General features: G+C 70.4%; 19 protein-coding genes and 1 tRNA gene. 5 read left to right on the top strand and 15 right to left on the bottom strand.

The features are described from left to right. Window positions 1-7: 7 nt before the first annotated feature. The 5 genes from pdxS to pgsA all read right to left on the bottom strand — a co-directional run bounded on the left by pdxS (window position 8) and on the right by pgsA (window position 4,426). A complete protein-coding gene (gene pdxS, locus ACFY10_RS43665) occupies window positions 8-919 on the bottom strand; it encodes a pyridoxal 5'-phosphate synthase lyase subunit PdxS (protein ID WP_390670905.1) in 912 nt (303 codons plus the stop codon). 118 nt (window positions 920-1,037) lie between these two features. Further along, window positions 1,038-1,589: a hypothetical protein gene (locus ACFY10_RS43660; RefSeq protein WP_390670904.1), complete on the bottom strand. Its 552-nt coding sequence runs from the start codon at window positions 1,587-1,589 to the stop codon at window positions 1,038-1,040. 64 nt (window positions 1,590-1,653) lie between these two features. After that, complete coding sequence (locus ACFY10_RS43655; protein WP_390670903.1) at window positions 1,654-2,823, bottom strand: glycosyltransferase family 4 protein; 1,170 nt, start codon at window positions 2,821-2,823, stop codon at window positions 1,654-1,656. Then, a complete protein-coding gene (locus tag ACFY10_RS43650; protein ID WP_390670901.1) occupies window positions 2,820-3,749 on the bottom strand; it encodes a phosphatidylinositol mannoside acyltransferase in 930 nt (309 codons plus the stop codon). The genes ACFY10_RS43655 and ACFY10_RS43650 overlap by 4 nt, the downstream gene beginning before the upstream one ends. Then, entirely contained in the window at window positions 3,746-4,426 is a 681-nt protein-coding gene (gene pgsA, locus ACFY10_RS43645) for a phosphatidylinositol phosphate synthase (protein WP_390670900.1), read from the bottom strand. Before pgsA ends, ACFY10_RS43650 begins: the two co-directional genes overlap by 4 nt. A 283-nt stretch (window positions 4,427-4,709) precedes the next feature. Between pgsA and ACFY10_RS43640 the strand changes: the two genes are divergently transcribed. Together ACFY10_RS43640 and ACFY10_RS43635 are read left to right on the top strand one after the other, a co-directional pair. Continuing rightward, window positions 4,710-6,908 (top strand): elongation factor G-like protein EF-G2, encoded by a 2,199-nt coding sequence (locus tag ACFY10_RS43640; protein ID WP_390670899.1) that lies wholly within the window; start codon window positions 4,710-4,712, stop codon window positions 6,906-6,908. A gap of 236 nt (window positions 6,909-7,144) precedes the next feature. Then, window positions 7,145-8,806 carry a hypothetical protein gene (locus ACFY10_RS43635; RefSeq protein ID WP_390670898.1) on the top strand — a complete coding sequence of 554 codons (1,662 nt, stop codon included), beginning with the start codon at window positions 7,145-7,147 and terminating at the stop codon, window positions 8,804-8,806. Between the two features lie 106 nt (window positions 8,807-8,912). Here ACFY10_RS43635 and ACFY10_RS43630 read toward each other — a convergent pair whose 3' ends face one another. Next, window positions 8,913-9,473 carry an HIT family protein gene (locus tag ACFY10_RS43630; protein WP_390670897.1) on the bottom strand — a complete coding sequence of 187 codons (561 nt, stop codon included), beginning with the start codon at window positions 9,471-9,473 and terminating at the stop codon, window positions 8,913-8,915. A 67-nt stretch (window positions 9,474-9,540) separates the two neighbouring features. Between ACFY10_RS43630 and ACFY10_RS43625 the strand changes: the two genes are divergently transcribed. Continuing rightward, window positions 9,541-10,197: a potassium channel family protein gene (locus ACFY10_RS43625; RefSeq protein WP_390670896.1), complete on the top strand. Its 657-nt coding sequence runs from the start codon at window positions 9,541-9,543 to the stop codon at window positions 10,195-10,197. Between the two features lie 31 nt (window positions 10,198-10,228). Here the strand turns inward: ACFY10_RS43625 and thrS are convergent, their stop codons facing one another. The 3 genes from thrS to ACFY10_RS43610 all read right to left on the bottom strand — a co-directional run bounded on the left by thrS (window position 10,229) and on the right by ACFY10_RS43610 (window position 14,116). Beyond that, window positions 10,229-12,205, bottom strand: coding sequence for a threonine--tRNA ligase (gene thrS / locus ACFY10_RS43620; RefSeq protein ID WP_390670895.1), 1,977 nt, complete (start codon window positions 12,203-12,205; stop codon window positions 10,229-10,231). A 121-nt stretch (window positions 12,206-12,326) separates the two neighbouring features. Then, window positions 12,327-13,553, bottom strand: coding sequence for a hypothetical protein (locus tag ACFY10_RS43615; RefSeq protein ID WP_390670893.1), 1,227 nt, complete (start codon window positions 13,551-13,553; stop codon window positions 12,327-12,329). Further along, on the bottom strand, window positions 13,550-14,116 hold the full coding sequence (locus ACFY10_RS43610; protein ID WP_275774182.1) for a DUF4365 domain-containing protein: 567 nt from the start codon (window positions 14,114-14,116) through the stop codon (window positions 13,550-13,552). The genes ACFY10_RS43615 and ACFY10_RS43610 overlap by 4 nt, the downstream gene beginning before the upstream one ends. Window positions 14,117-14,284: 168 nt before the next feature. On the opposite strand from ACFY10_RS43610, the gene ACFY10_RS43605 reads away from it, so the two are divergent. Beyond that, window positions 14,285-15,010 (top strand): 3'-5' exonuclease, encoded by a 726-nt coding sequence (locus ACFY10_RS43605; protein ID WP_390670892.1) that lies wholly within the window; start codon window positions 14,285-14,287, stop codon window positions 15,008-15,010. A 46-nt stretch (window positions 15,011-15,056) separates the two neighbouring features. Here the strand turns inward: ACFY10_RS43605 and ACFY10_RS43600 are convergent. Next, window positions 15,057-15,128: transfer RNA gene (locus tag ACFY10_RS43600), tRNA-Val, on the bottom strand. Between the two features lie 39 nt (window positions 15,129-15,167). Further along, the gene (locus ACFY10_RS43595; RefSeq protein ID WP_390670891.1) at window positions 15,168-15,614 is read right to left on the bottom strand and encodes an SRPBCC family protein; all 447 of its coding nucleotides are present in this window, start codon (window positions 15,612-15,614) and stop codon (window positions 15,168-15,170) included. A gap of 88 nt (window positions 15,615-15,702) precedes the next feature. Between ACFY10_RS43595 and ACFY10_RS43590 the strand changes: the two genes are divergently transcribed. Next, complete coding sequence (locus ACFY10_RS43590) at window positions 15,703-18,102, top strand: SCO7613 C-terminal domain-containing membrane protein (protein WP_390670890.1); 2,400 nt, start codon at window positions 15,703-15,705, stop codon at window positions 18,100-18,102. Window positions 18,103-18,121: 19 nt separating this feature from the next. Here ACFY10_RS43590 and ACFY10_RS43585 read toward each other — a convergent pair whose 3' ends face one another. The 4 genes from ACFY10_RS43585 to ACFY10_RS43570 all read right to left on the bottom strand — a co-directional run bounded on the left by ACFY10_RS43585 (window position 18,122) and on the right by ACFY10_RS43570 (window position 23,413). Then, window positions 18,122-20,860 carry a Tat pathway signal sequence domain protein gene (locus tag ACFY10_RS43585; RefSeq protein WP_390670889.1) on the bottom strand — a complete coding sequence of 913 codons (2,739 nt, stop codon included), beginning with the start codon at window positions 20,858-20,860 and terminating at the stop codon, window positions 18,122-18,124. A 117-nt stretch (window positions 20,861-20,977) separates the two neighbouring features. Beyond that, on the bottom strand, window positions 20,978-21,568 hold the full coding sequence (locus ACFY10_RS43580) for a hypothetical protein (protein ID WP_390670888.1): 591 nt from the start codon (window positions 21,566-21,568) through the stop codon (window positions 20,978-20,980). Window positions 21,569-21,587: 19 nt separating this feature from the next. Then, complete coding sequence (locus tag ACFY10_RS43575) at window positions 21,588-22,460, bottom strand: carbohydrate ABC transporter permease (RefSeq protein ID WP_390670887.1); 873 nt, start codon at window positions 22,458-22,460, stop codon at window positions 21,588-21,590. After that, window positions 22,457-23,413: a carbohydrate ABC transporter permease gene (locus ACFY10_RS43570; RefSeq protein WP_390670886.1), complete on the bottom strand. Its 957-nt coding sequence runs from the start codon at window positions 23,411-23,413 to the stop codon at window positions 22,457-22,459. The genes ACFY10_RS43575 and ACFY10_RS43570 overlap by 4 nt, the downstream gene beginning before the upstream one ends. Between the last annotated feature and the right edge of the window lie 8 nt (window positions 23,414-23,421).

Below are 23,421 nucleotides of genomic sequence, written 5' to 3'. Positions count from 1 at the left end.
GGGGTGATTACCAGCCGCGGTTGGCGTAGCGCTCGGCCTCGGGGAGGGTGTCGCAGTTGATGCCGACCATGGCCTCGCCGAGGTTGCGGGACGCGTCCGCGATGATCTTGGGGTCGTCGTAGAAGGTGGTGGCCTTCACGATGGCGGCGGCGCGCTTGGCCGGGTCGCCGGACTTGAAGATGCCGGAGCCGACGAAGACGCCCTCGGCGCCGAGCTGGCGCATCAGCGCGGCGTCGGCCGGGGTGGCGACGCCACCGGCGGAGAACAGCACCACCGGGAGCTTGCCGAGCTCGGCGACCTCCTTGACCAGCTCGTACGGGGCGCGCAGCTCCTTGGCGGCGGCGTACAGCTCGTTGTTGTCGTAGCCGCGCAGACGGGCGATCTCGTTCTTGATCTGGCGCAGGTGGCGGACGGCCTCGACGACGTTGCCGGTGCCGGCCTCGCCCTTGGAGCGGATCATCGCGGCGCCCTCGGCGATGCGGCGCAGGGCCTCGCCCAGGTTGGTGGCACCGCAGACGAAGGGGGTGGTGAACGCCCACTTGTCGGAGTGGTTGACCTCGTCGGCCGGGGTGAGGACCTCGGACTCGTCGATGTAGTCGACGCCGAGGGACTGCAGGACCTGGGCCTCGACGAAGTGGCCGATGCGGGACTTGGCCATGACCGGGATCGAGACGGCCTCGATGATGCCCTCGATCATGTCCGGGTCGGACATCCGGGCCACGCCGCCGTCCTTGCGGATGTCGGCCGGGACCCGCTCCAGGGCCATGACGGCGACGGCGCCCGCGTCCTCGGCGATCTTCGCCTGCTCCGGCGTGACGACGTCCATGATCACGCCACCCTTGAGCTGCTCGGCCATACCGCGCTTCACGCGCGCGGTGCCGGTCTCGGGGGCCTGGTTTTCGGAGTGCGTGCTGGACACGGGTTGACCTCACTGAAGTGAAAGAGGGTTTCTGCAAGCACCGAGGAAACGTGAGTGGGCCAGTCCACAGCAAGGGCCAATGGGAAGCCGGTGGATCCTTTTCCGGTCCGCGGTGGCGTTACGGCTGCTGGGCGACCCGGTCGGCCAGCGCCGCCGGCGGCTCGTCGTCCATCTCGAAGGCCATCGGGAAGGGCGCGTGTCCGGCCAGCCGGAACCAGCGCACCTTGCGGTGTTCCCGGAGCCTGCGTGCCGCGCCCACCGCGTCGTTGTGGAACCGCCGGGCCATCGGAACCCGCCGTACGGCCTCGGTCAGTTCGCCGGTCGCCTCCTCGCCGCCGGGTGCCTCACGCACCGCCTCCACCTGCTGCGCCTCCCCGAACACCGCCCGCAGCGCCTGGCTCAACTCGCTCTCGGCGACCTCCCGTTGCTCCTCCTCGGCCTGCCGGGCGGCGTGTGCCGCCTCGTACAGGACGATCGAGGCGGCCGGGTCGAGGACGCCGGAGGTGGCGAGTTCCTGGGCCACGGAGGCCCTGCGCAGCAGCTGCGCGTCGAGCGCGGCCCGGGCGGCGTCGATGCGGGCGTGCAGCCGGTCCAGGCGGCCCGCCGTCCAGCTCAGGTACAGGCCGATCGCGAGGAGGGCGACGAGGATCCAGATGAGGGTTGCGGTCACGGGCGGCAAGGTTAGCGGTGCGCGGAGGGGCCGCCTCGATCAGCCGTCGGCCCGGCCCGTTCGCTCAGTCCCGCGCCAGCCCCAGCCGCGCCCGCAGCCCCGGCCCCCGCTCGTCCTCCGCCGCCGCGACCGCGGCCGCGCCCGCCGTCACCGTCTCGTACACCGACAGGATGTCCGCCCCGACGGTCGACCAGTCGAAGCGCCGTACGTGGGCGCTCCCCCGCTCCCGCAGCTCGGCCCGGCGCTCCGGGTCCGCCAGCAGCCGCAGAGCCGCCTCGGCCAGTGCGTCGGAGTCCTCGTTGGCGAACAGCTCGCCCGCCGCGCCCTGGTCCAGGACCTGGGCGAAGGCGTCCAGGTCGGAGGCGAGGACCGGGGCACCGGCGGACATGGCCTCGACGAGGATGATGCCGAAGCTCTCGCCGCCGGTGTTCGGCGCCACGTACAGGTCGACGCTGCGCAGAAAGCGGGCCTTGTCCTCGTCGCTGACCATGCCGAGGAACTCCACGCGCGGGCGCAGCTCGGCGGGCAGCGACTCGACCGCTTCCTCCTCGTCGCCGCGCCCGGCCACCAGCAGCCGGGCCTGCGGGCGCTCGGCGAGGATCCTGGGCAGCGCCTTCATGAGCACCGGCAGGCCCTTGCGGGGCTCGTCGATGCGGCCGATGAAGCCGATGGTGTTGCCCTGCCACTCCGGCTTGGGCTTGGCCCGGGCGAAGAAGTCGACGTCGACGCCGTTCGGGATGACGACCGCGTCGCCGCCGAGGTGTTCGACCAGCGTGCGGCGGGCGTACTCGCTCACCGCGATCCGGGCGCTGATCTTCTCCAGGGCCGCCTGGAGGATCGAGTAGGCGGCGATCATCGCCCGCGAGCGCGGGTTGGAGGTGTGGAAGGTGGCCACGATCGGGCCCGACGCCGCCCAGCAGGTCAGCAGGCCCAGCGACGGCGAGGTCGGCTCGTGGATGTGGACCACGTCGAACTCGCCGTCGTGCAGCCAGCGCCGGACGCGGGCGGCGCTCAGGAAGCCGAAGTTCAGCCGTGCCACCGAGCCGTTGTACGGCACCGGGACCGCGCGGCCGGCCGAGACGACGTACGGCGGCAGGGGCGTGTCGTCGTCGGCGGGAGCCAGGACCGAGACCTCGTGGCCCAATCGGATGAAGTACTCGGCCAGGTCGCGGATGTGGAACTGGACGCCGCCCGGCACGTCCCAGGAGTACGGGCAGACGATGCCGATCCTCACGACATGCCCTTCTCGGGAGCCGGGGGTTTCTTCCCAGGATCGAGGTCCTTGAGCCACAAGCGCTGGAGCATGTGCCAGTCCTCCGGATGGTCGGCGATCCCGGTGGCGAAGGCATCGGCCAGCGCCTGTGTCATGACAGACGTCTTTTCGGCCCGGCCACCTGTCTCGGGTACCTCGACCGGGGGGTGCACACGCCCCTGCATGACGGGCGAGTCGTCGTACCAGAGCGTGACCGGCAGGAGCAGTGCGCCGGTCTGCTGGGCGAGGAGGGCGGGGCCGGCCGGCATGCGGGTGGCCTCGCCGAAGAACTCGACCTCGACGCCCGAGGACGACAGGTCGCGCTCGGCGACCAGGCAGACCAGGCCGCCGTCGCGCAGCCGCCGGGCCAGCGTGCCGAAGGCGGTGCCGCCGCTGTGCGGCAGGACCTCCATGCCGAGGCCCTCGCGGTAGGCGACGAAGCGGTCGTAGAGGGTCTCGGGCTTGAGGCGCTCGGCGACCGTCGTGAACGGAGTCTCGAGTTTGGTGGTGACCCAGGCGCCCGCGAGGTCCCAGTTGGCCATGTGCGGGAGCGCCAGGATGACGCCCTGGTCGGAGGCGATCCCGTCGGTCAGGTAGTGCACGTCCTTGGGGTCGAAGCCGCCCCTTATGCGCTCGGCACTCCACGCCGGGAGCCGGAAGGACTCCATCCAGTAACGCAGGTACGAGCGCATGCCCGCGCGCGAGAGCTCGGCCAGGCGCTCGGGGCTCGCGTCGGGCACCACGCGCGCGTAGTTGCTCTCCAGGCGCTGGACGCCCTTGCCGCGCTGCTTCCAGGCGAGGTCGGCGATGGAGCGGCCGAGCCGTACGGCCACCGGCTCCGGGAGCTTCTTGACGGTGCTCCAGCCGAGGCCGTACAGCGCGTCCGTCAGCTGATCGCGAGGGCTCACTTCGCCGCCTCGCTCCCCTGGGAGGCGTTCTCCGGCGCGGCCGCCGCGGCCTCCGCCTCCGCCGACTCGCGACGGACGGTGACGACCCGCTGGATCAGCGTGACCAGGCTGCCCACGGCGACGATCCACAGGGCGACGGGCAGCAGGTACTGGATGCCCGGCACACCGAACTTGTGCAGTCCTGCGAATCCGGCCGCGACCAGCGAGATGACCAGGCGCTCGGCGCGCTCGACGAGCCCGTTGACGGCGACCGGCAGGCCGATCGATTCGCCACGGGCCTTGGTGTAGGACACCACCTGGCCGCTGGCCAGGCAGAAGATCGAGACGGCGCACAGGACGTTGTCGTCGCCGCCCCCCGCGTACCAGAGGGCGAATCCCCCGAAGATCGCGCCGTCGGCGACCCGGTCGAGGGTGGAGTCCAGGAAGGCGCCCCAGCGGCTGGTGCGGCCCAGCTGGCGGGCCATGTTGCCGTCGACGAGGTCGGAGAACACGAACAGCGTGATCACGACCGTGCCCCAGAAGAACTCGCCCCGGGGGTAGAAGACCAGCGCGCCCGCGATCACCCCGGCGGTGCCGAGGAGCGTGACCGTGTCGGGGCTGACGCCCCGGCGGATGAGAAACGCGGCGAACGGCGTGAGGACACGCGTGAAGAATGCACGCGCGTACTTGTTCAGCATGGCCTTCCCGACGGTCGGTGTGGCCGCGGCCCCTGCTGGGCTCCGGCTGGCCCATCGTAGCCACGCGCGCGTGTGTGCGACTGCCGGGCACCCGGACGTCAGTGCGGAGATCCGGCGGACGGCCCGCAGCCGACGGCGGGCGGCGCGATCACGTCCGTCGTATGGACGCACCGTGACGGGAGTGGAAAGCTCGAAGAACCGCGGGCGTCATCGGAGCCGCCACCGCACGCGGCCCGGCATGCCCGCGCCCACAGTGACCTCACCGTGCACGGGAGGCAAGGCCATGGGCGACAAGGCGAACGCACACCCCGGAGCCGCCGGCAGGGCAACAGCGGCCGACCACCCCGCGTCCGTACGGAATGTGGTGCTGGTCGGCCACAGCGGATCGGGCAAGACGACATTGGTGGAAGCTCTCGCACTCACCGCGGGAGCAGTGAACCGGGCGGGCCGCGTGGAGGACGGCGGCACCGTCTCCGACTACGACGAGATCGAGCACCGGCAGCAACGCTCGGTGCAGCTCTCCCTGGTGCCGGTGGAATGGGACGGCATCAAGGTCAATCTTCTCGACACCCCCGGATACGCCGACTTCGTCGGGGAGCTGAGGGCCGGTCTGCGAGCGGCGGACGCGGCCCTTTTCGTCGTCTCGGCCTCCGACGGCGTGGACGGCTCGACCCGCATGGTGTGGGAGGAGTGCGCGGCCGTCGGCATGCCACGGGCGATCGTGATCACCCATCTGGAGGCCGCCCGGGCGGACTTCGAGGAGATGACGCGGACCTGCGCGGAGGCCTTCGGCGGGGACGACCCCGACGCCGTCATCCCGCTGTACCTGCCGCTGCACGGCCCGCAGGGTCCGGACGGGCACGCGCCCGTGACGGGGCTGACCGGGCTGCTGTCGCAGAAGCTCTTCGACTACTCGTCCGGCGAGCGCAAGGAGTCGGAGCCGGGCGAGGACCAGCTGCCGGAGATGGAGGAGGCCCGCAACCGGCTGATCGAGGGGATCATCTCGGAGAGCGAGGACGAGACCCTCATGGACCGCTATCTGGGCGGCGAGCAGATCGACCTCAAGACGCTCGTCGAGGACCTGGAGCGGGCCGTCGCACGCGGGGTCTTCTTCCCGGTCCTGGCCGCCGCCCCCGCGGCCGAGGGCGCCCGGCAGGGGCTCGGCACCGTCGAGCTGCTGGAGCTGGTCACGGGCGGCTTCCCGACGCCGTTCGAGCACCCCACGCCGGGTGTCACCACGATCGACGGCAAGCCGCGCGAGGTGAAGGCCTGCGACACGGACGGCCCACTGGTCGCCGAGGTCGTGCGGACGGCTTCCGATCCCTACGTCGGCCGGGTCTCCCTGGTCCGCGTCTTCTCCGGCACGCTGCGCCCCGACGAGACGGTGCACGTGTCCGGACACGGGCTCGCGGACCGCGGGCACGAGGACCACGACGTCGACGAGCGCATCGGCGCGCTGTCCACCCCCTTCGGCAAGCAGCAGCGCACAGTGACGCACGCCATCGCGGGCGATCTGGTGTGCGTGGCGAAGCTGAACCGGGCGGAGACCGGCGACACCCTCTCGGCCAAGGACGACCCGCTGCTCATGGAGCCGTGGCAGATGCCCGACCCGCTGCTGCCGCTCGCCATCCAGGCGCACAGCAAGGCCGACGAGGACAAGCTCTCGCAGGGGCTTTCCCGGCTGGTCGCCGAGGATCCGACCATGCGGCTCGAGCAGAACCAGGACACCCACCAGGTGGTGCTGTGGTGTCTGGGCGAGGCGCACGCGGACGTCGCGCTGGAGCGGCTGCGCAGCCGCTACGGCGTCCAGGTCGACGTGATCCCGCACAAGGTCTCCCTACGGGAGACGTTCGCGAGCAAGTCGGCGGGGCGCGGCCGCCATGTGAAGCAGTCCGGCGGGCACGGGCAGTACGCGATCTGCGAGATCGAGGTGGAGCCGCTGCCGGGCGGTTCGGGCATCGAGTTCGTGGACAAGGTCGTCGGCGGCGCGGTGCCGCGGCAGTTCATCCCGTCGGTCGAGAAGGGCATAAGGGCCCAGGCGGCCAAGGGAGTTGCCGCGGGCTATCCGCTCATCGACGTCCGCGTGACCCTGCTGGACGGCAAGGCGCACTCCGTGGACTCCTCGGACGCGGCCTTCCAGACGGCCGGCGCGCTGGCCCTGCGGGAGGCCTCGGCCGATGTGAAGATCCACCTCCTGGAACCGGTGGCCGAGGTGACCGTCCTGGTCGGCGACGACTATGTGGGCGCCGTGATGAGCGACCTGTCCGGACGGCGCGGCAGGGTGCTGGGCACGGAACAGACCACGGGAAACCGGACGCTCGTACGGGCCGAGGTGCCCGAGATCGAGATCGGACGGTACGCCGTGGACCTGCGCTCCCTCTCGCACGGCACCGCGCGCTTCAACCGCTCCTACGCACGGCACGAGCCGATGCCTCCGCAGATCGCAGAAAGGATTCGTGAAGAGGCGCGCGACGCCTCGTAGTTGGCGCCGGGCGCTTCCAAGTCGCTTTTGTGGAACGCTCCCCTCCGAGTCGGCGGCCGGCCGAAGCCTGAAAGAGGTCCCTTCGGCCGTCCGCCGACGAATGTCGGTGCCTGCGGATACGCTGATGACCTGATCAAGTTTTCACGCGAACACCGTGACGACCTGATCAACAGGTGTGCGGAGCAAGGAAGTCGGGAAAGCCGCAGAAGCGACGTCGGCGGCGATCGGGGGCGGGAATGACCGTTGAGAGCGGCTACGGGGACATCTTCGGCCCGCAGGTGCCGCGCACGGGCAACGAGGGCCAGACGGCGACGTTCGCGCTGGCCTCCGCGGCCTACCGGGACAACCCGGTCGCGGACATCAAGAAGGCCGACAACGAATGGCACCAGACCACCGTCAAACCCGGCCTGAAGTGGGCGAGGATATTCCGGCCCAACCTGGGTGAGGCCTTCTCGCGGGCGGTGGTGGACCGCATGGTGGGTTCCGGCCGCAAGCCGCTCATCCAGTCCTTCGGCGCCGAGCCCCCGGTCGTCGTCGAGCACTGCCTGGCGGCGAACAACATCCGCAAGGACCGGGACAATCTGCTGAGCATCGTCATGGTGCTGTGCGGCCTGCTGTTCCTGCCGGGGCTCCTCGTCTGGCTGCTGGTCTTCCAGATCCGTACGACCATCGCCAAGCGCGACGACAAGCGGGCCGGCGCGCTGGCCACCACCCTGCTGGTGGCGGTGGGCGCCGTCGCCGTGATCTTCCTGATCCGCATGCCGTTCACGGGCTTCTGGGCCTGGTATGCGCGAGCCTCGGTGATCATGCCCGTCATCGGCTGGTTCTGGGCCAAGCAGATCTGCGAGCGCACGGCGAAGGACCTGCGCGAGCGCTGGGACAGCCTGCTGGCCGGCAGCAGCATCGGGGCCAAGGTGCCCGAGGCGGTGCCGACCAGCCCGGGCGAGACGAAGGCGGACCAGCTGCGCCAGTCACTGGCCAAGCTGAGTGCCGAGCAGCAGTCCAACTCCGTGTTCTACGCCGGCCCGAAGGGCATCCTCGGCATGGGCACACGCTGGGGCAGCTGGCAGCTCGCGGAGGACCTGGTGGCGGCCGACCCCACCCGGGAGATCCACCCCTTCCGCAGCTGGGACGTCATCCGCTCGATCCACGACCAACTGCGCATGCTGGAGCGGAACACGCTCAACACCGGCGGCTTCCCCACCCCCTCCGTACGGCACTGGATCGTCACGCCGATCGGCGAGGGCGCGAAAGAGGTGTCCCGGCCCGAGGGCACGGACGTGGACGCATACCAGGTCAAGTCCCATGCGATACAGGACATCTGCAACAAGCAGCAGTTCGGCGCGGGCGACCGGCACTACCTGGGCGTGCAGTGGACCCTGTGGGACGGGCAGCTGGTCATCACCATGATGATCACGGTGACCGTGCTGCACGAGACGCTGCGCATCGAGGTCACCGGGCACGCGCTCGGTCCCGTGAACTCCCTGTTCACCAGCAAGCCCGAGGCGCCGACGAAGGAGGTCCAGAAGTCGTTCAAGCCGTGGGAGACCCGGAAGGTGGCCCTCCCGCTGGTCAACACCGACGAGGTCGTACGACTGGCCGTCCGCGCCCCGATCTCCTGGTACCCGCCCCTGCTGAACTGGCTGGGCGGCACGATAGGCCTGCCCGAGCCCTTCGGCCTCCGGCACGCCTGGGCCGACCAGCCCTGGCGCCACCGCTTCATGGCGGACGACGCACTGCGTGCGGCCACGCCGGTGCTGCGGGTGGTCCATGCCGCGGCCATACGGGTGCTGGAGGAGAACGGCGTGGACACGGAGAAGTTCGGTACGAGGTCCGCTTTCCTGTCGACGGCGGTGCAGGATCCGACGCCTCGGAAGGCCGACGTGTACGACGCCTAGGTCCTGGGGGCTGCCGCCCCCAGACCCCCGCTTTCGGCCTGAAGGGCCTCGTCCTCAATCGCCGGACGGGCTGGATGTGGCGACCGGCGCCGAGAATGCACCGCATTCACACGGACGGCCAGGCCTCCGCCAGCATCTTCCGCGTGTCCGCCAGCAGCTGCGGCAGCACCCTCGTGTGGCCGACGACCGGCATGAAGTTCGTGTCGCCGCCCCAGCGCGGGACGATGTGCTGGTGGAGGTGGGCCGCGATGCCGGCGCCGGCAACCGAGCCCTGGTTCATGCCGATGTTGAAACCGTGGGCACCGGAGGCGGTGCGCAGGGCCGTCATGGCCTGCTTGGTCAGGGCGGCGAGCTCGATCGTCTCGGCGTCCGTGAGGTCCGTGTAGTCGGCGACGTGACGGTACGGCACGACCATGAGATGGCCGCCGTTGTACGGGTACAGGTTGAGCACGGCGTAGACCTGCTCACCGCGCCGGACGATCAGCCCGTCCTCGTCGGACTTGGCCGGGATGGAGCAGAAGGGGCAGCCGTCTTCGGCACCGGGGCCGGTCGGCTTGTTCTCGCCCTGGATGTAGGCCATCCGGTGGGGCGTCCACAGGCGCTGGAACGCGTCCTGGACCCCTACTCCCAACTGCTGCTCCGGCTCACTCGTCATGCCATGCAGCATATGGCGTCGCCCGTTCGCGGCGTGTCGGCGGGGTTGTGGGAAAGGCCCGCCGGGCCAAGCTGGGGCTGTGGACGATGAGAGTCGAGTGGCCCGCTGGCAGCAGCGCACCGAGCTTCCGCTGGCGTTGGCTTCGCTGGCCTTCCTCGCCTCGTACGCGGTCCGGGTCCTGGCCCCCGGCCTGCACGACGTATGGCAGGACCTGAGCCTCGCAGTGCTGCTGGCCTCCTGGGCGCTGTTCTTCGTCGACTACGCGGTGTGCTGGCGGCTGAGCGGGCAGGGGCTGCGCTTCGTACCGAAGCACCGGCTGGACACGCTGGTGCTGGTGCTCCCGCTGTTGCGCCCGCTGCGGATCGTCAAGGTCTACGAGGCCGTGCAGCGGCGGCACGGCAAGCCCCGCCTGGCGCTGCACGCGCGCGTCATCGCTTACTCCGGGCTGTCGACGGTACTGCTCGGCTTCGCCGGGGCCCTCGCCGTCTACCAGCAGGAACGCGGGGCGCCGGGCGCGACGATGCGGACGTTCGGGGACGCCGTCTGGTGGGCCAGCGAAACCCTCACGACCGTCGGCTACGGAGACATCACCCCGGTGACGCCGATGGGGCGGTTGATCGCGGTCGGAATGATGGCCATCGGCCTGGCACTGCTCGGCGCGGTGACCGGCACCTTCGCCTCCTGGCTGCTGCAGGTGTTCTCCCGGGAGGACGACGAGAGGCCCCCGGGAAGCTGACCTCCCGAGGGCCTCCGTGGAAGACGAAGGGTCAGACCTGCGTCCGCTCCTCGACGACCTTCGCGATCTTCGCGATGGCCTCGTCGAACGGGATGCCGTTCTCCTGCGAACCGTCGCGGTAGCGGAAGGAGACGGAACCGGCCGACATGTCCTCGTCGCCCGCGATGACCATGAAGGGCACCTTCTGCTTCTGGGCGTTGCGGATCTTCTTCTGCATACGGTCGGAGGAGGAGTCGACCTCGACCCGCAGGCCCTGCTTCTTCGCGGCCGCGGCGAACTTCTCCAGGTACTCGACGTGCCCGTCGCCGATCGGGATGCCGACCGCCTGGACGGGGGCCAGCCATGCCGGGAAGGCGCCCGCGTAGTGCTCCAGGAGCACCGCGAAGAACCGCTCGATCGAGCCGAACAGAGCGCGGTGGATCATGACCGGGCGCTGCTTGGAGCCGTCCGGCCCCGTGTACTCCAGGTCGAAGCGCTCCGGCAGGTTGAAGTCGAGCTGGATCGTCGACATCTGCCAGGTCCGGCCGATGGCGTCCTTGGTCTGGACGGAGATCTTCGGCCCGTAGAAGGCGGCGCCGCCCGGGTCGGGAACCAGGGGCAGGCCCTGCTTCTCGGCGACCTGGCGGAGGGTCTCCGTCGCCTCCTCCCAGACCTCGTCGGAGCCGACGAACTTCTCCGGGTCCTTGGTGGACAGCTCCAGGTAGAAGTCGGTCAGACCGTAGTCGCGCAGCAGGCCGAGGACGAAGGTGAGCGTCTTGTCGAGCTCCTCCGACATCTGCTCGCGTGTGCAGTAGATGTGCGCGTCGTCCTGAGTGAAGCCGCGGGCGCGGGTCAGACCGTGCACGACGCCGGACTTCTCGTACCGGTACACGGTCCCGAACTCGAAGAGGCGCAGCGGCAGTTCACGGTAGGAGCGGCCGCGCGCGTCGAAGATCAGGTTGTGCATCGGGCAGTTCATGGGCTTGAGGTAGTAGTCCACGCCCTCGTCGAGCTGCATGGGCGGGTACATGCCCTCGGCGTACCAGTCCAGGTGCCCGGACGTCTCGAAGAGCTTCCCCTTCGTCGCGTGCGGGGTGTAGACGAACTCGTAGCCCTCCTCCTCGTGGCGGCGGCGCGAGTAGTCCTCCATCACACGGCGGACGATGCCGCCCTTGGGGTGGAAGACGGCGAGGCCGGAGCCGATCTGCTCCGGGATGGAGAACAGGTCGAGCTCGGAGCCGAGCTTGCGGTGGTCGCGCTTCTCGGCCTCGGCGAGGAAGTCGAGGTAGCCCTTGAGTTCGTCCTTGGAGGGCCAGGCGGTGCCGTAGATGCGCTGGAGCATCGGGTTCTTCTCGCTGCCGCGCCAGTAGGCGGCCGCGTTGCGCATCAGCTTGAACGCCGGGATGTTCCGGGTGGAGGGCAGGTGGGGACCGCGGCACAGGTCCTTCCAGCACAGCTCGCCGGTCTTGGCGTCCAGGTTGTCGTAGATCGTCAGCTCACCGGCGCCGACCTCGACGTCTGCGCCGTCGTCCGAGGACGGGGAGCCCTTGAGGCCGATCAGCTCCAGCTTGTACGGCTCGTTCGACAGCTCCTCGCGGGCCGCCTCGTCGGTCACCACACGACGGCTGAAGCGCTGCCCGCGCTTCTGGATCTCCTGCATCTTCTTCTCGATGGCCTTGAGATCCTCGGGCGTGAACGGCTTCTCGACGTCGAAGTCGTAGTAGAAGCCGTCCTTGACCGGCGGGCCGATGCCCAGCTTGGCCTCGGGGAACAGCTCCTGCACGGCCTGCGCCATGACGTGCGCGGTGGAGTGGCGCAGGATGTTGAGACCGTCCTCGGAGGTGATCTCCACCGGCTCCACGACCTCGCCCTCGGCCGGCGAGTAGGCGAGGTCCTTGAGCTCGCCTCCCACGCGCGCGGCGACGATCGAGCGCTCGCCGGCGAAGAGCTCGGCGGCCGTAGTGCCCGTCGTCACCACGCGCTCTTCCCGCTCGGAATCGCGTTGGATGATCACACGGACGTCTGACACCGGTCTCTCCTGACTGAAGGTTGGGTGCGGCGCCATACCAGGAGCGCGCGCAATAGGGGATCGTACCGACCCCGACCCTCCGACCGCGAAACGGTTGCCCTTTGTGAACGCAGGCCCGCGCTCAGTCGTCGTCCTCCCCGCTGCACGCCTCCTCGAAGAAGTCGAGGTTCTCCTGCAGCGACTTCATGAGCCGGTCCCGCTCGGCCTCCTCCACCTGCACCGGTGCCACCCCGGAGGCCCCGGTCAGCCGTCGGAAGCCGCCCCGGCTCTCCAGCCGCCCGTGCAGCCGCACAGGCAGGCCTACGAGGTGGGCGTGCCCGGCGATGCGGTAGTCCTCCTCGTCCAGTGTGATCCGGACATGCGGGACCTCGGCTCCGGCGATCACGCGCAGCCGTACGCTGCCCTCCCCGCGCGGCCCCGACCTGCGCATCCGCACCACCGTGCCGGTGATCCGGACGGGTACCGAGGGCTCCTCGCGCAGATAGCGGGCCCCGGCCTGGCGCAGCACGGGCAGGTCGCCGGGTGAGAACTCCACCGGCTCGACACCCGCCACGCAGTCCTCGGGCACCCCGGCGGCCGGCGCCCACTCGACGGCGATCCTCGCGCCCTCGGTGCCACGCACCAGGGTGATCAGCGCCTCGGTGAGCTCGCGGCTCACGCCCGCCTCGACGGCGCCGTCGAAGGCGTCCATGCCGCCGGTGGCGCGCCGGTAGTCGATGGCCTCGCGGGCGGCGTACAGGGCCTGGTGGAGGCGTACGGCGAGCGGCCGCCCCGTACCGACGGGCACGAAGGCGGTGAGCCGGCCTCCCCCCGCCGCGGAGCCGACGAGGACGCTCTCCAGCAGCGCGGCGGCGGCGCGGCGGTGCCGGGCACCGTAATAGCCCGCACGCGCGCGCGTGGCGAGCGCTCCGGCGAGCAGCATCTGGCGGGCGGAGGCGCGCAGCTGCTCCTCGACCACCCAGGGCGCGGAGTCGGCGGGACCGCTCGGCACATCCCGCCACCAGCGGATCTCGTCGCTGGGCACGGCGAGCCCGACCAGTACCTCGCGCGCGGAGGGCGTGCCGCTGCGGGTCAGCGCGACGAGCGCCTCGCCGAGCAGGTCGTCGCTGTCGGGGAACGCGCGGCTCTCGGGCACGAGCAGGCTCGTCCCGCCGCCCGAGGGGCCGGGCGGGGTCCAGCGGCCGTACCGTCCGGCGGCGCCGCCGCGGCGCTGCCAGCCGTGCCGGAGCAGCAGAGCACTGAGCACGGCGGGGTCGACCTCGTCGGGCTCGGGGGGACGGTGCCAGGAGGCCTCGACCGGGTGCGGCCGCACCGGCCGCAGCGGCTCCTCCAGTGGGCGGTGCGTCATGGTCTGCCTCCCGACCCGACCCGCGTCATGATCTCGCACAGCGCTCGGTCGTCGAAGATGCGTGAGGTCGGTATCCGCACGGTGGTCCGGGTCCGCCCGGTGACCGGCTGGCCGGCCAGGTTGACCCAGTAGCAGCAGTGCCGCAGGTCAAGACGGTCGTGGCTGGCGCGCAGCCAGTCGTCCTGGGATCTCGGGACGAGCATCACGACCAGGATCTTGTGCACCGAGACGGGCGTGCGCGCGAGCTTGCGCAGATGGTCGTTGTCGAGCGTGAAGGAGAAGAAACGCCCCGGCGGGTTCGGCGGGACCTGGTACGTGCACTTCAGCTGCACCTTGATGGTCACCTCGTCGTCGACGGTGTGCCCGGGCGAGCCGTGACTGACGTGCCAGTCGATGCCGTTGTCCGGAAATGGCTGCGACAGCGAGCAGCCGGCCGCCGCGGCGACCGCGTGCAGATAACCCACCTGCAGTGTCTCCATGCAGGCGGTGGTGGCGAGTGTGCCGCGAAGGGGGCCCGTACGTTCGGGCAGCAGCCCGCCCCGCTCGGGCTGCGCTATCGCCATGACCAACAGCCTTCCACGCCAAGTGATTCCCCGTTGCGGGCCTCTGAACTGCAAAGACCCGTACTCCTGTTGTGTCCTTCCGGCGTACGGCGCAAACAGCCCGGGTATCACCAAACAGGCAGAAGACGGGACGTCAGCTGCCGTGGGTGAACGAGGAGTTGTGTAGGCATGACGACCTGGTACGAGGGGCCCCTGGCCGCCTTCGACACGGAGACCACGGGCGTGGACGTCGAGACCGACCGGATCGTGTCGGCCGCCGTCGTCGTCCAGGACGCCCCGGGCAGCCGGCCCCGGATGACCCGTTGGCTGGTCAACCCGGGTGTGCCGGTGCCGGAGGCGGCGACGGCGGTGCACGGACTGACGGACGAACACCTGGCGCTCAACGGCCGCTGGCCGGCGCCCGTGATGTACGAGATAGCCGAGGAACTGGCCGAGCAGGCGGCGATGGCCCGTCCGCTCGTGGTGATGAACGCGCCGTTCGATCTGACGCTCCTGGACCGCGAGTTGCGCCGCCATCGCGCCTCGTCGCTGGACCGCTGGTTCGAGTCGTCGACGCTGCGCGTGCTCGACCCGCGCGTGCTCGACAAGCACCTGGACCGCTACCGCAAGGGCCGCCGCACCCTGACCGACCTGTGCGCGCACTACGGCGTCACGCTGGAGGATGCGCACGACGCGGCCGCGGACGCAAAGGCCGCACTGGACGTCGTACGGGCCCTCGGGCGACGTTTCGCCACCCGGCTGGAGCGTCTCTCCCCCGCCGAGCTGCACACCCTGCAGACGACATGGCATGCGGCCCAGGCGCGCGGCCTGCAGGCGTGGTTCGCGAAGAGCGGCACGGAGGAGATCGTGAACCCGGAGTGGCCGCTGCGGCCGGATCTGCCGGCGGCGGCGTGAGAGCATCAAAAAGGCCGGTCCGCTGCTGCGGACCGGCCTTTCCCGGTGGGCGATACTGGGTTCGAACCAGTGACCTCTTCGGTGTGAACGAAGCGCTCTCCCACTGAGCTAATCGCCCGGGAACGCACTGAACCATACAGGTCTTCGCCGGTTTCCTTCAAACCGCTTCGAGGTGCGCGACCAGCCCTCGCCGCCCGGCCCGCATCATCAGCCGGTGGTTGGCGCGGAACACGGGCCGCCCCGGTACGGCCAGCCGCCTCAGGAGTGGCTTGTTCACGTCGACGACCTGCTCGTAGCGGGCGAGGGTGCCGGTGTCCGCCGCGGTGATCGTCCAGCGCGCCCAGCCCTCGAGGTCGCCGGACATGGCGATCTCCAGGACCCCGGCGACGGGGTCGCGGCGCGTCTCGCGGGCGGTGAAGTGCAGGTCGTACGGGAGGAGCGACCGGACCCGTACGACGCCGGTGGTGTCGTCGAGCCGGGTCACCTCCCGCACCTGGGGCCACCACCGGGGGTACTCCTCGGCCCGCTCCAGCGCCTCGTACACGGTGGCGGGCGATGCGGGCAGGGCCCAGAGGCTACGGAAGCGGTAGTGCGTCCAGTCCATGAGGGGAGTCTGCCCGCATCCGGCGCGTTCGCCAGGCAGCCGGACGGCGCACTGGCGTGATCTGAGTACGTTCTGAGTACGTGCACTCATGCCGTACGACGTGACGCGGACCACACTCCGAGGCATGACGCATGTTCCGCCCCCGGCCGAGGAGTTGCGGCTCCTCGACGCCGAGCTCTGGCAACTTGACGCCCGCCGGGCCCAGTTGCTCAATCGCCGCGCCTGGCTGGTGGCCGCGCTTCAGGCGGCGCGCCCGATACATCCGGCACCGCAGGCACCCGTCGAGGCGCCTCGCACGGAGGCCACCGCACCCGGAGTGCAGAACGTTCTGCTGCTGCTCGGCGGGGTGCTGCTCACCGTCGCGGCGATGGTGTTCACGCTGGTCAGCTGGGGGCATCTGGGGATCGCGGGGCGGGCCCTCGTGCTCGGCGCGGTCACGTTGGCCGCGCTCGGTGCACCGTTTCTCCTGCTGAAGCGCGGGCTGCGTTCGACGGCCGAGTCGGTGGCCGGCCTGGGGCTGGCGCTGACGGTGCTGGACGCGTACGCGTTGCAGCAGGTCGCCTTCATGGGGACGGACGGCGCGGGGTACACGGCGATCGCTTCGGCGCTGCTGGCGGGGCTCTGGGCGGCGTACGGCCTGCTGCCGCGCGCGGCCGAGCTGCGGCTGCCCCTGCCCGCGGCGCTGGCCGCGGCCCAACTCCCGCTGTTCTTCTGGGCGATCTCGGCCACGGCCGGGTCGTTCGGGATCACGGCCGCGCTCCTGGTGACGGCCGGTTTCGACGCGGCTGTGGCGCTCCGGGTGACCGCCAAGTCCGTACGCGTCCTCGCCTCCGTCGGCGCGTACGGCACGGGCGCCCTGGGCGCATTGACGGCCGGCTGGCTCTCCTGGGGTGCAGCCGGCCCGAGCGCCGCCGCCCGTGCGGCGGCGCTCCTCACCCTGGCGGCGGCCATCGCGCTGGGCGCCGCATGGCGGCTGCCGAAGCCTGCCGTGGCCACGGGCAACGCTGTGGCGGGCGGCCTGTTCCTGGTCGCTGCGGGCGGTGGTGTGCTGCGGGTGACACTGCCCGACGGGTGGACGGTGCCGGGGTATCTGGCGTGCGGCGTCGCGCTGTTGGCGGTCTTGCGGGTGCGGCTGCCCGAGCCTCTGCGGCGGGGGCTGGTCCAGGCCTCCGGCGCGGTGCAGGCAGTCGCCGTGGCCTGTGCGCTGCCGCTGGTCGTGGTCGCGCTGGTGGGTCCGCTGGGCTGGGCGGAGCGCTGGTGGACCGGTGTCCCCTCGGACGCGCGGGCCGCGGTGGCCGTCCACATGCCGTGGCCGCCGTACCCCGGGCAGCTGCTGCTCGGCCCGGTGGTCGTCGCGGCCGTTCTGGCCCTGCTGGTCCGCGGTGAGGCCCGACGGCCATGGGCAGAGATCGGCGCGACGGTTCTCGTCTGGGCCACGGTCATGACGCTGCCGGCGGTCTTCCAACTTCCTTATTCCGCCGCCCTGTTGCTGCAGGGCGCGGCGACCGGCGCGGCGCTCGCGGCGGCGGCCTTCCGGCTCCTGCCGGGGACCGCCACCGCTCTCGCCCTCGGCGGCTCGCTCTCCCTCGTTTTCCTCTCCCTGGCCTCCCAGACGGCCACCCTCACCGTGCTGGCCGTCCTGACCGCGCTGTTCGCGACTGCCTCGCTGCGGCTGCACCTCGCGCCCGTCACCGCCCCGGCTGCGCTCGTGTACGCCACCGCGCTCGCGTGCGCCACGGGCACGGCGGCGGACTGGCGTCCGCAGCACACCGCGCTGCTGGTCCTGGTGGTCCCCCTGGCGGCGGCCCTGCTTGCCGCACGTCTGGGCGAGACGCACGCGCGCGTGCCGGTAGAAGTGACCGGAGCCGCCGCCGGACTGCTGGCCGTCGGCCTCGCGATCACCGCCCCGCCGATGCTCGCCCTGGTGCTGGCCCTGTGCGCAGTGATCGCGGCGGGAGTGGCCGTACGCTCCGACCGCCGTCCCGTCGGCTACGCGGCCGCCGTTCTGTTCCTGCTGGCCAGTTGGGTGCGGCTGGCGGCCTGGGACGTCGGCTCCGTCGAGGCGTACACGCTCCCGGTCACCGTCCCGGCGCTGTGCGTCGGCGCCTGGCGCAGGGTCCGCGATGCGCAGGCGTCGTCGTGGACGGCGTACGGCGCCGGGCTCGCCGCCACCTTGCTGCCGAGCCTCGTCGCGGCCTGGGACGACCCCAACTGGACGCGCCCGCTGCTGCTCGGCACGGCTGCCCTGCTGATCATCCTGCTGGGCGCCCGGCACCGCCTGCAGGCACCCCTCGTGCTCGGCGGCTCGGTGCTGGTCCTGGTTGCCCTGCACGAGCTCGCCCCGTACCTGGTCCAGATGGCCGGCGCGCTCCCCCGCTGGGTACCTCCCGCCCTCGCCGGACTGCTGCTGCTCGCCCTGGGTGCGACGTACGAACAGCGGATCCGGAACGTCCGGCGGGTGCGGGAGGTCCTGGGGAGGATGAGCTAGCCCTCTGCCAACTGGCGCTCTACGAAGGCATTTTGTTGCCGAGGAGCGCCAGGTTCTCGATGGCGGCGAGGCCGTACAGGGCGGTGTCGTTCGACGACACCCAGGCGGCCTCGCTGCCCGGGACCAGCGTCACCGGGCCGCTCAGCTGCTCCGTCTTCCACGGCGAAGCCTCCGTGTAGCCGTCCGAGCTGTAGAACTTCGTCCACGCGCGCTTCGCAAGCGCCTCGTCGCCGGTCCGGACGGCGGCGTACGCGTCGAGGCGCGAGTGGCCCTGGAAGAGCAGCAGGGTGCCGAAGTCGGATCCGTAACGAGCCTTCTGCTCGGCCTTGGTGGCGTTGAAGTAGCGGCAGTAGTCGAAATAGGCCTCGTCGAACTTGGGCATGTCGACGAGATCGATGAGCTCGGCGCACAGCTCGTTGAGGCCGAAGACGGCCGAGAGGTGCGAGACGGAGACCACGGGCGTCGAGGAGACGGCGAACCTGCCGGTGTCGAGGTCGTACAGCCCGCTGCCCTGCACGAAGCCGTTGGGCTGGGCGGCGATGCCCTCCATTGTCGACAGCACGCGCGCCTTGGCCTTCTCCCACTTGGGACCCTTGCGCTCCCACTCGGTCAGCCACGCGGACACGAGGCCGCTCCAGTCGGTGCCGAAGCCGATCGACAGGGCGTGCCGGTCGGGTGTGTACGGGTCGGTGCGGACCTTGCGCTGCGGGTCCAGGACCAGGAAGGTCTCGTCGGAGTCGACGTTGGCGTGCATGAGGTCGCCGACGCGTTCGTCGGCGGTGAGGAAGTAGTAGTAGCGCCGGTAGGTGGTGTTGGCGATGCGCTGCTGCTTGGCGCTGTCGGCGAAGTGCTGGACGCCGTGCCGGGTGCCGAGGCCCGCCCAGTCGCCCAGGTGGTAGACGTCGACCTCGCCCGTGTGCCGGGTCAGCGCCTCGGCGAAGCGGAAGATGTCCGCGCGGCCGGAGCGGATGTAGGCCATCCAGAGCCAGATGTCCGGCGAGAGCTCGGAGTTGTCCCAGGCGTAGCCGCCGACGTCGTAGCGCCACTGGTGGCGGACGGTGTCGTAGGAGTGCATGAAGTCGCCGTAGTCCCAGAAGCCGTACCAACGGCGTTGCTCCACCTGGTCCTTGTAGTAGGTGAAGAGGAAGTCGAGGTGGTCCTCGATCTTGGCCTTGGCCGGTGTGGAGCGGTCGGGCTCGGAGTACAGGCCCGGGCCGAAGACCTTGGCCTTGATGAGCTGCCTGGGCGGGGCGGCGAGCTGCGGCAGCACCCGCACGGCCTCGACCTGCTGGGCCAGATCCTCCGCGGAGGGTGTCGACTCGTTGGCCCAGAAGAGGAGTTCGGAGGTGCGGGCGATGCCGTAGGGGGTGCCGAACTTCGGCTCGTAGTCCTCGTAGGTGATGTTGAGGCCTTCGAGCTGCTTGGCGTACGTGTCCTGTCCCATGCCGTCGTGGTAGAAGCGCAGATCCATGGGCTGGGCCTCGGGCGACCAGAGCCAGAGGGTGACCTCGGCCTCGTCGGTGTGGGCGTCGCGGATGTCGAGCTGGGCGGGGTGCTTCTCCCAGAAGTCCCGCAGCCCGAAGGAGAATCCGCCGCCGACCCCGCCGACGTACCCGAAGCCGGAGGCCCGCTTTCCGCCTCCGGCGCCGATCCAGCCGTACCCCTTCCTGGTGCGCTTGCGCAGGGTGAAGCCGTCGGCGGAGAGCTGGGCGAGCGTGTAGTCGCCCCACTCCGGGATGTACTGCAGCCGGGTCGTCACCCGCTGGTCCCAGGTGGACGGATCGGGCAGCTTCTGCCCCGCGTACTGCGCGGCCTGCACGGCCGCGCCCGGGTCGCGGCGCAGACCGGTGATCCCCTTGACCGCCTCCCGCAGCAGACCGGTGCCCTCGCCGCCGATGCGGATGTGCCGGTCGTACGACTCGTCCCGCATCGGAACGCCGAAGCGCACCCCCAGCCCGCGGATGAAGTCGCCGCTCGCCTTGCCGGGCTCCTGTGTGCCGTCATAGGTGATGGTGTGCACCATGCGGAAGGAGTCGGCCCCCGCGTAGAAGTACAGCCGGATGGAGAACGGCAGCCAGCTCCGGTCGCCCTTGCGGTGCTTGCCGTCGACGCGGACGACGGCCCGGACCGGCCCGTCCTGCTCGACCGTCACCTCGCCGATGGCGCCGTCGAAGCGCTCGGTCCTGACCGTGCCCTGGTCCTCGTCCTCGATCTCCGGCTGGCGGATCAGGACGAGCCGCCCGTTCCTGGCGATCTCCGTCGCTCCACGGGTCACCGACTTGATGATCGTGGAGCCGTTCTTGCCGATCTTCGCGGTGATCACGCCGGTCGACACATCGATGGTGCCGCCGCTCCTGTCCACGGTGACCTTCTTGTCGGGAGCGGCCGCGTCACCGGCGGCGAGAGTGAGCTTGCCGGAGCCCGAACTCACCGCGTGTGCCGACCACTTGAGCGAGCCGTCCGGCCAGTACGCAATCGGCCACGACTGCACGGGCACGGCCTTGCCGTCCGCGTCCGTGAGCGCGAAGGTCTGGTCGGGCCGGTAGGCGCCCTTCGGCCACGGGACACCGACGGTGGAACCGGGGGCGGCACCCAGACCGCCGTCCTCCAGCCAGTCCAGCGTGACGGGATCGGCGTCCGCCGCCTCGGCTCTGGGCGCAGCCTGAGCGTCCTTGGCTCCTAGGGCCCAGCTGAACTGCGCCGCGGCTCCGGCGACGGCGGCCGCCTTGAGGAGGGACCTGCGAGGGATGGGAGACATGAGAGTTCAGCCTTTCCTTATCCGTGCGGGACGTTTCTTTCCGTGCGGCTGGTCAGGGGCATGACAGACAGAGGTACGGCGCCCGGGAGCGCCGGCCTTGTACGAGGGGCGCCGCCGTCACCGGCGCCGGTACCGCTCCTCCACGGCGACGGCCGCGGCCGCGACAGCCCCAAGGACGGGGACCGCGAGCAGTGGAATGAACCAGGCGGACACGGCCACGACAGCCGGCCCGGCGACAACGAGGAAGGACCCGGCGGGATCCAGCACGGTCCGGCGCCCGGCATCCGTGAGCAGCGCTCGCCAGGAAGCGCCGGGCGTCCAGACGGCAGCCGCCCGCAACAGAGCCACAGCCAGTCCGATCAGCGCGAAGATGCCGACGGCCCCGACAACCGGCCCACCCGGAATCCCGGCCCGCGCGGCCAGGACGTCCACCCAGACGGCCGCGACCGCCGCCCAGCCGACGAGCCCGACGGCCCACCCGCCGCGCACGGCCGCCCGGAAGTCCGCGACGAACTCCCGCCGGCCGCCGCCCTCGTGAGCCGTACGACGCCGCAGATGCCGTGCTCCGGCGGCAAAGGCGGCAGGGTAGGTGACGACCCCGAGACAGGCCACGGCGATCCACACGCCGGTGAGCAGACACTCGGCGAAGACCGCGAAGCGCTCGCCGAAGACCGACTCCTTGCGGGCCTTCACACGTGCTTGCGCCATGGTGACCGCCTCAGCCCTTTCACTTCAGTCCGGAAGTCGCCATGCCGTCGATCAGGTAGCGCTGGAAGGCCATGAAGAAGGCGATGACCGGCACCAGCGCCACCAGCGACATCGCGATCATGCTGCCGTAGTTGGAGATGCCCTCCTGGTCGCGGAACATCATCAGGCCGAGCGAAACGGTGTACTTGGAGGGGGTGTTGAGGTAGATCAAAGGCCCCATGAAGTCGTTCCACGCGTTGATGAAGGTGAAGATGGCGCTGGTGATGAGGGCGGGGCGGCACAGCGGCAGCACGATGGACCAGTAGGTCCGCAGATGACCGCAGCCGTCCAGCTTGGCGGCCTCGTCCAGCTCGCGCGGCAGCCCGCGCATGAACTGCACCATCAGGAAGACGAAGAACGCCTCCGTGGCCAGGAACTTGCCCGCGACGAGCGGCACCAGCGTGTCGACGAGTTCGAGCTTTCGGAACATCACGTACTGCGGGATGAGCAGGACGTGATACGGCAGCAGCAGCGTGCCGATCATCAGCGTGAACAGCAGGTTCCGCCCGGCGAACCGGATCTTGGCGAAGGCGTACGCGGTCAGCGAGCTGGACAGCACCACACCGACCACGGCAAGGCCCGCGTACATCAGCGAGTTCACGAAGAAGCTGCTGATGGAGATGCCGGAGATGCCGTCGGCGAGCCCGGAGAAGTTCGCCCAGACCGGCCTGGCAGGCAGCAGGTCGAGGCTGGCGATGATGTCCTTGCCCGGCTTGAAGGCGGCACCGACCACCCAGATCACCGGATACAGGATGACCGCGAGGATGACGAGCGCGCCCAGGTGCCAGGCGATCGATCCGGTGCGCCGCCGCTCACTCGCGGTGCGCACGACAGGGGCGCTGACACTGGTCACTTGGCGGCCTCCTCGTAGTGCACCCACTTCTTCTGCGACCAGAACAGGACCGCCGTGACGAGCGCCACCGCGACCACCAACGTCCATGCCATCGCGGAGGCGAAGCCCATCTGGGCCTCCTTGAAGCCCTTCTGGTAGAGGTAACAGGTGTAGACGAGCGTGGCGTCGGCGGGCCCGCACCGGGTGTCGGAGACGACGTACGCGGAGCCGAACACCTGGAACGCGTGGATGGACTCCAGCAGCACATTGAAGAACAGCACTGGGGAGATCATCGGCAGCGTGATGTTCCAGAACCGCCTGAAGGGCCCGGCCCCGTCCATCTCGGCGGCCTCGTACAACTCCCGCGGTACCTGTTTGAGGCCGGCCAGGAAGATGACCATCGGTGCGCCGAACTGCCAGATGCTCAGGGCCACCAGCGCGTAGATGACGTAGTCCGGGTTGCCGATCCAGCCCCCGACATTGAGACCGAAGATCTTCTGCGTACGGTCCACGATCGCGTCGTCGGAGAACAGCGCTCGCCATACGAAGCCGACGGACACGCTGGCGCCGATGAGCGAGGGCATGTAGAACGCGGCCCGGTACAGGGCCTGTCCGCGCCGCTTGTGCGCGAGCAGCAGTGCGACACCGAGCGCGAGCAACAGCTTGAGCGGTGTGGCCACGACGACGTACTTCAGCGTGACCTGCACCGACTTCTGCCAGCGCGGGTCCTGGAACATCGTCGTGAAGTTGTCGAGACCCACCCACTTGGGCGGCGTGAACAGGTTGTAGCTGGTGAACGCGTAGTACAGCGACGCGATCATCGGCCCCGCCGTGAGCAGCAGGAACCCCGCGATCCACGGCGACACGAAGAGATAGCCGGCGAGGTTCTCGCGGCGCCGCCCGCGCCGCCCGGCCACAGGAGCGGCGGACCGCTTCTTCGCCGGACGGGCGGGCGCTTCCTTGACGAGCGTCATGGTGGTAC

The sequence above is a fragment of the Streptomyces sp. NPDC001401 genome, from assembly GCF_042895385.1.
In the GTDB taxonomy this organism is placed as follows: Bacteria; Actinomycetota; Actinomycetes; order Streptomycetales; family Streptomycetaceae; genus Streptomyces.
This window is presented reverse-complemented; position numbering and strand designations above follow the sequence as displayed.

Coding starts and splice junctions, on each gene's coding strand:
- ACFY10_RS43610 (WP_275774182.1), bottom strand. CDS start 14,116: ATGGCGATAGCGCAGCCCGAGCGGGGCGGGCTGCTGCCCGAACGTACG.
- ACFY10_RS43630 (WP_390670897.1), bottom strand. CDS start 9,473: ATGCTGCATGGCATGACGAGTGAGCCGGAGCAGCAGTTGGGAGTAGGG.
- ACFY10_RS43595 (WP_390670891.1), bottom strand. CDS start 15,614: ATGGACTGGACGCACTACCGCTTCCGTAGCCTCTGGGCCCTGCCCGCA.
- ACFY10_RS43585 (WP_390670889.1), bottom strand. CDS start 20,860: ATGTCTCCCATCCCTCGCAGGTCCCTCCTCAAGGCGGCCGCCGTCGCC.
- ACFY10_RS43635 (WP_390670898.1), top strand. CDS start 7,145: ATGACCGTTGAGAGCGGCTACGGGGACATCTTCGGCCCGCAGGTGCCG.
- ACFY10_RS43605 (WP_390670892.1), top strand. CDS start 14,285: ATGACGACCTGGTACGAGGGGCCCCTGGCCGCCTTCGACACGGAGACC.
- pgsA (WP_390670900.1), bottom strand. CDS start 4,426: ATGCTGAACAAGTACGCGCGTGCATTCTTCACGCGTGTCCTCACGCCG.
- ACFY10_RS43570 (WP_390670886.1), bottom strand. CDS start 23,413: ATGACGCTCGTCAAGGAAGCGCCCGCCCGTCCGGCGAAGAAGCGGTCC.
- ACFY10_RS43615 (WP_390670893.1), bottom strand. CDS start 13,553: ATGACGCACCGCCCACTGGAGGAGCCGCTGCGGCCGGTGCGGCCGCAC.
- ACFY10_RS43640 (WP_390670899.1), top strand. CDS start 4,710: ATGGGCGACAAGGCGAACGCACACCCCGGAGCCGCCGGCAGGGCAACA.
- ACFY10_RS43580 (WP_390670888.1), bottom strand. CDS start 21,568: ATGGCGCAAGCACGTGTGAAGGCCCGCAAGGAGTCGGTCTTCGGCGAG.
- ACFY10_RS43590 (WP_390670890.1), top strand. CDS start 15,703: ATGCCGTACGACGTGACGCGGACCACACTCCGAGGCATGACGCATGTT.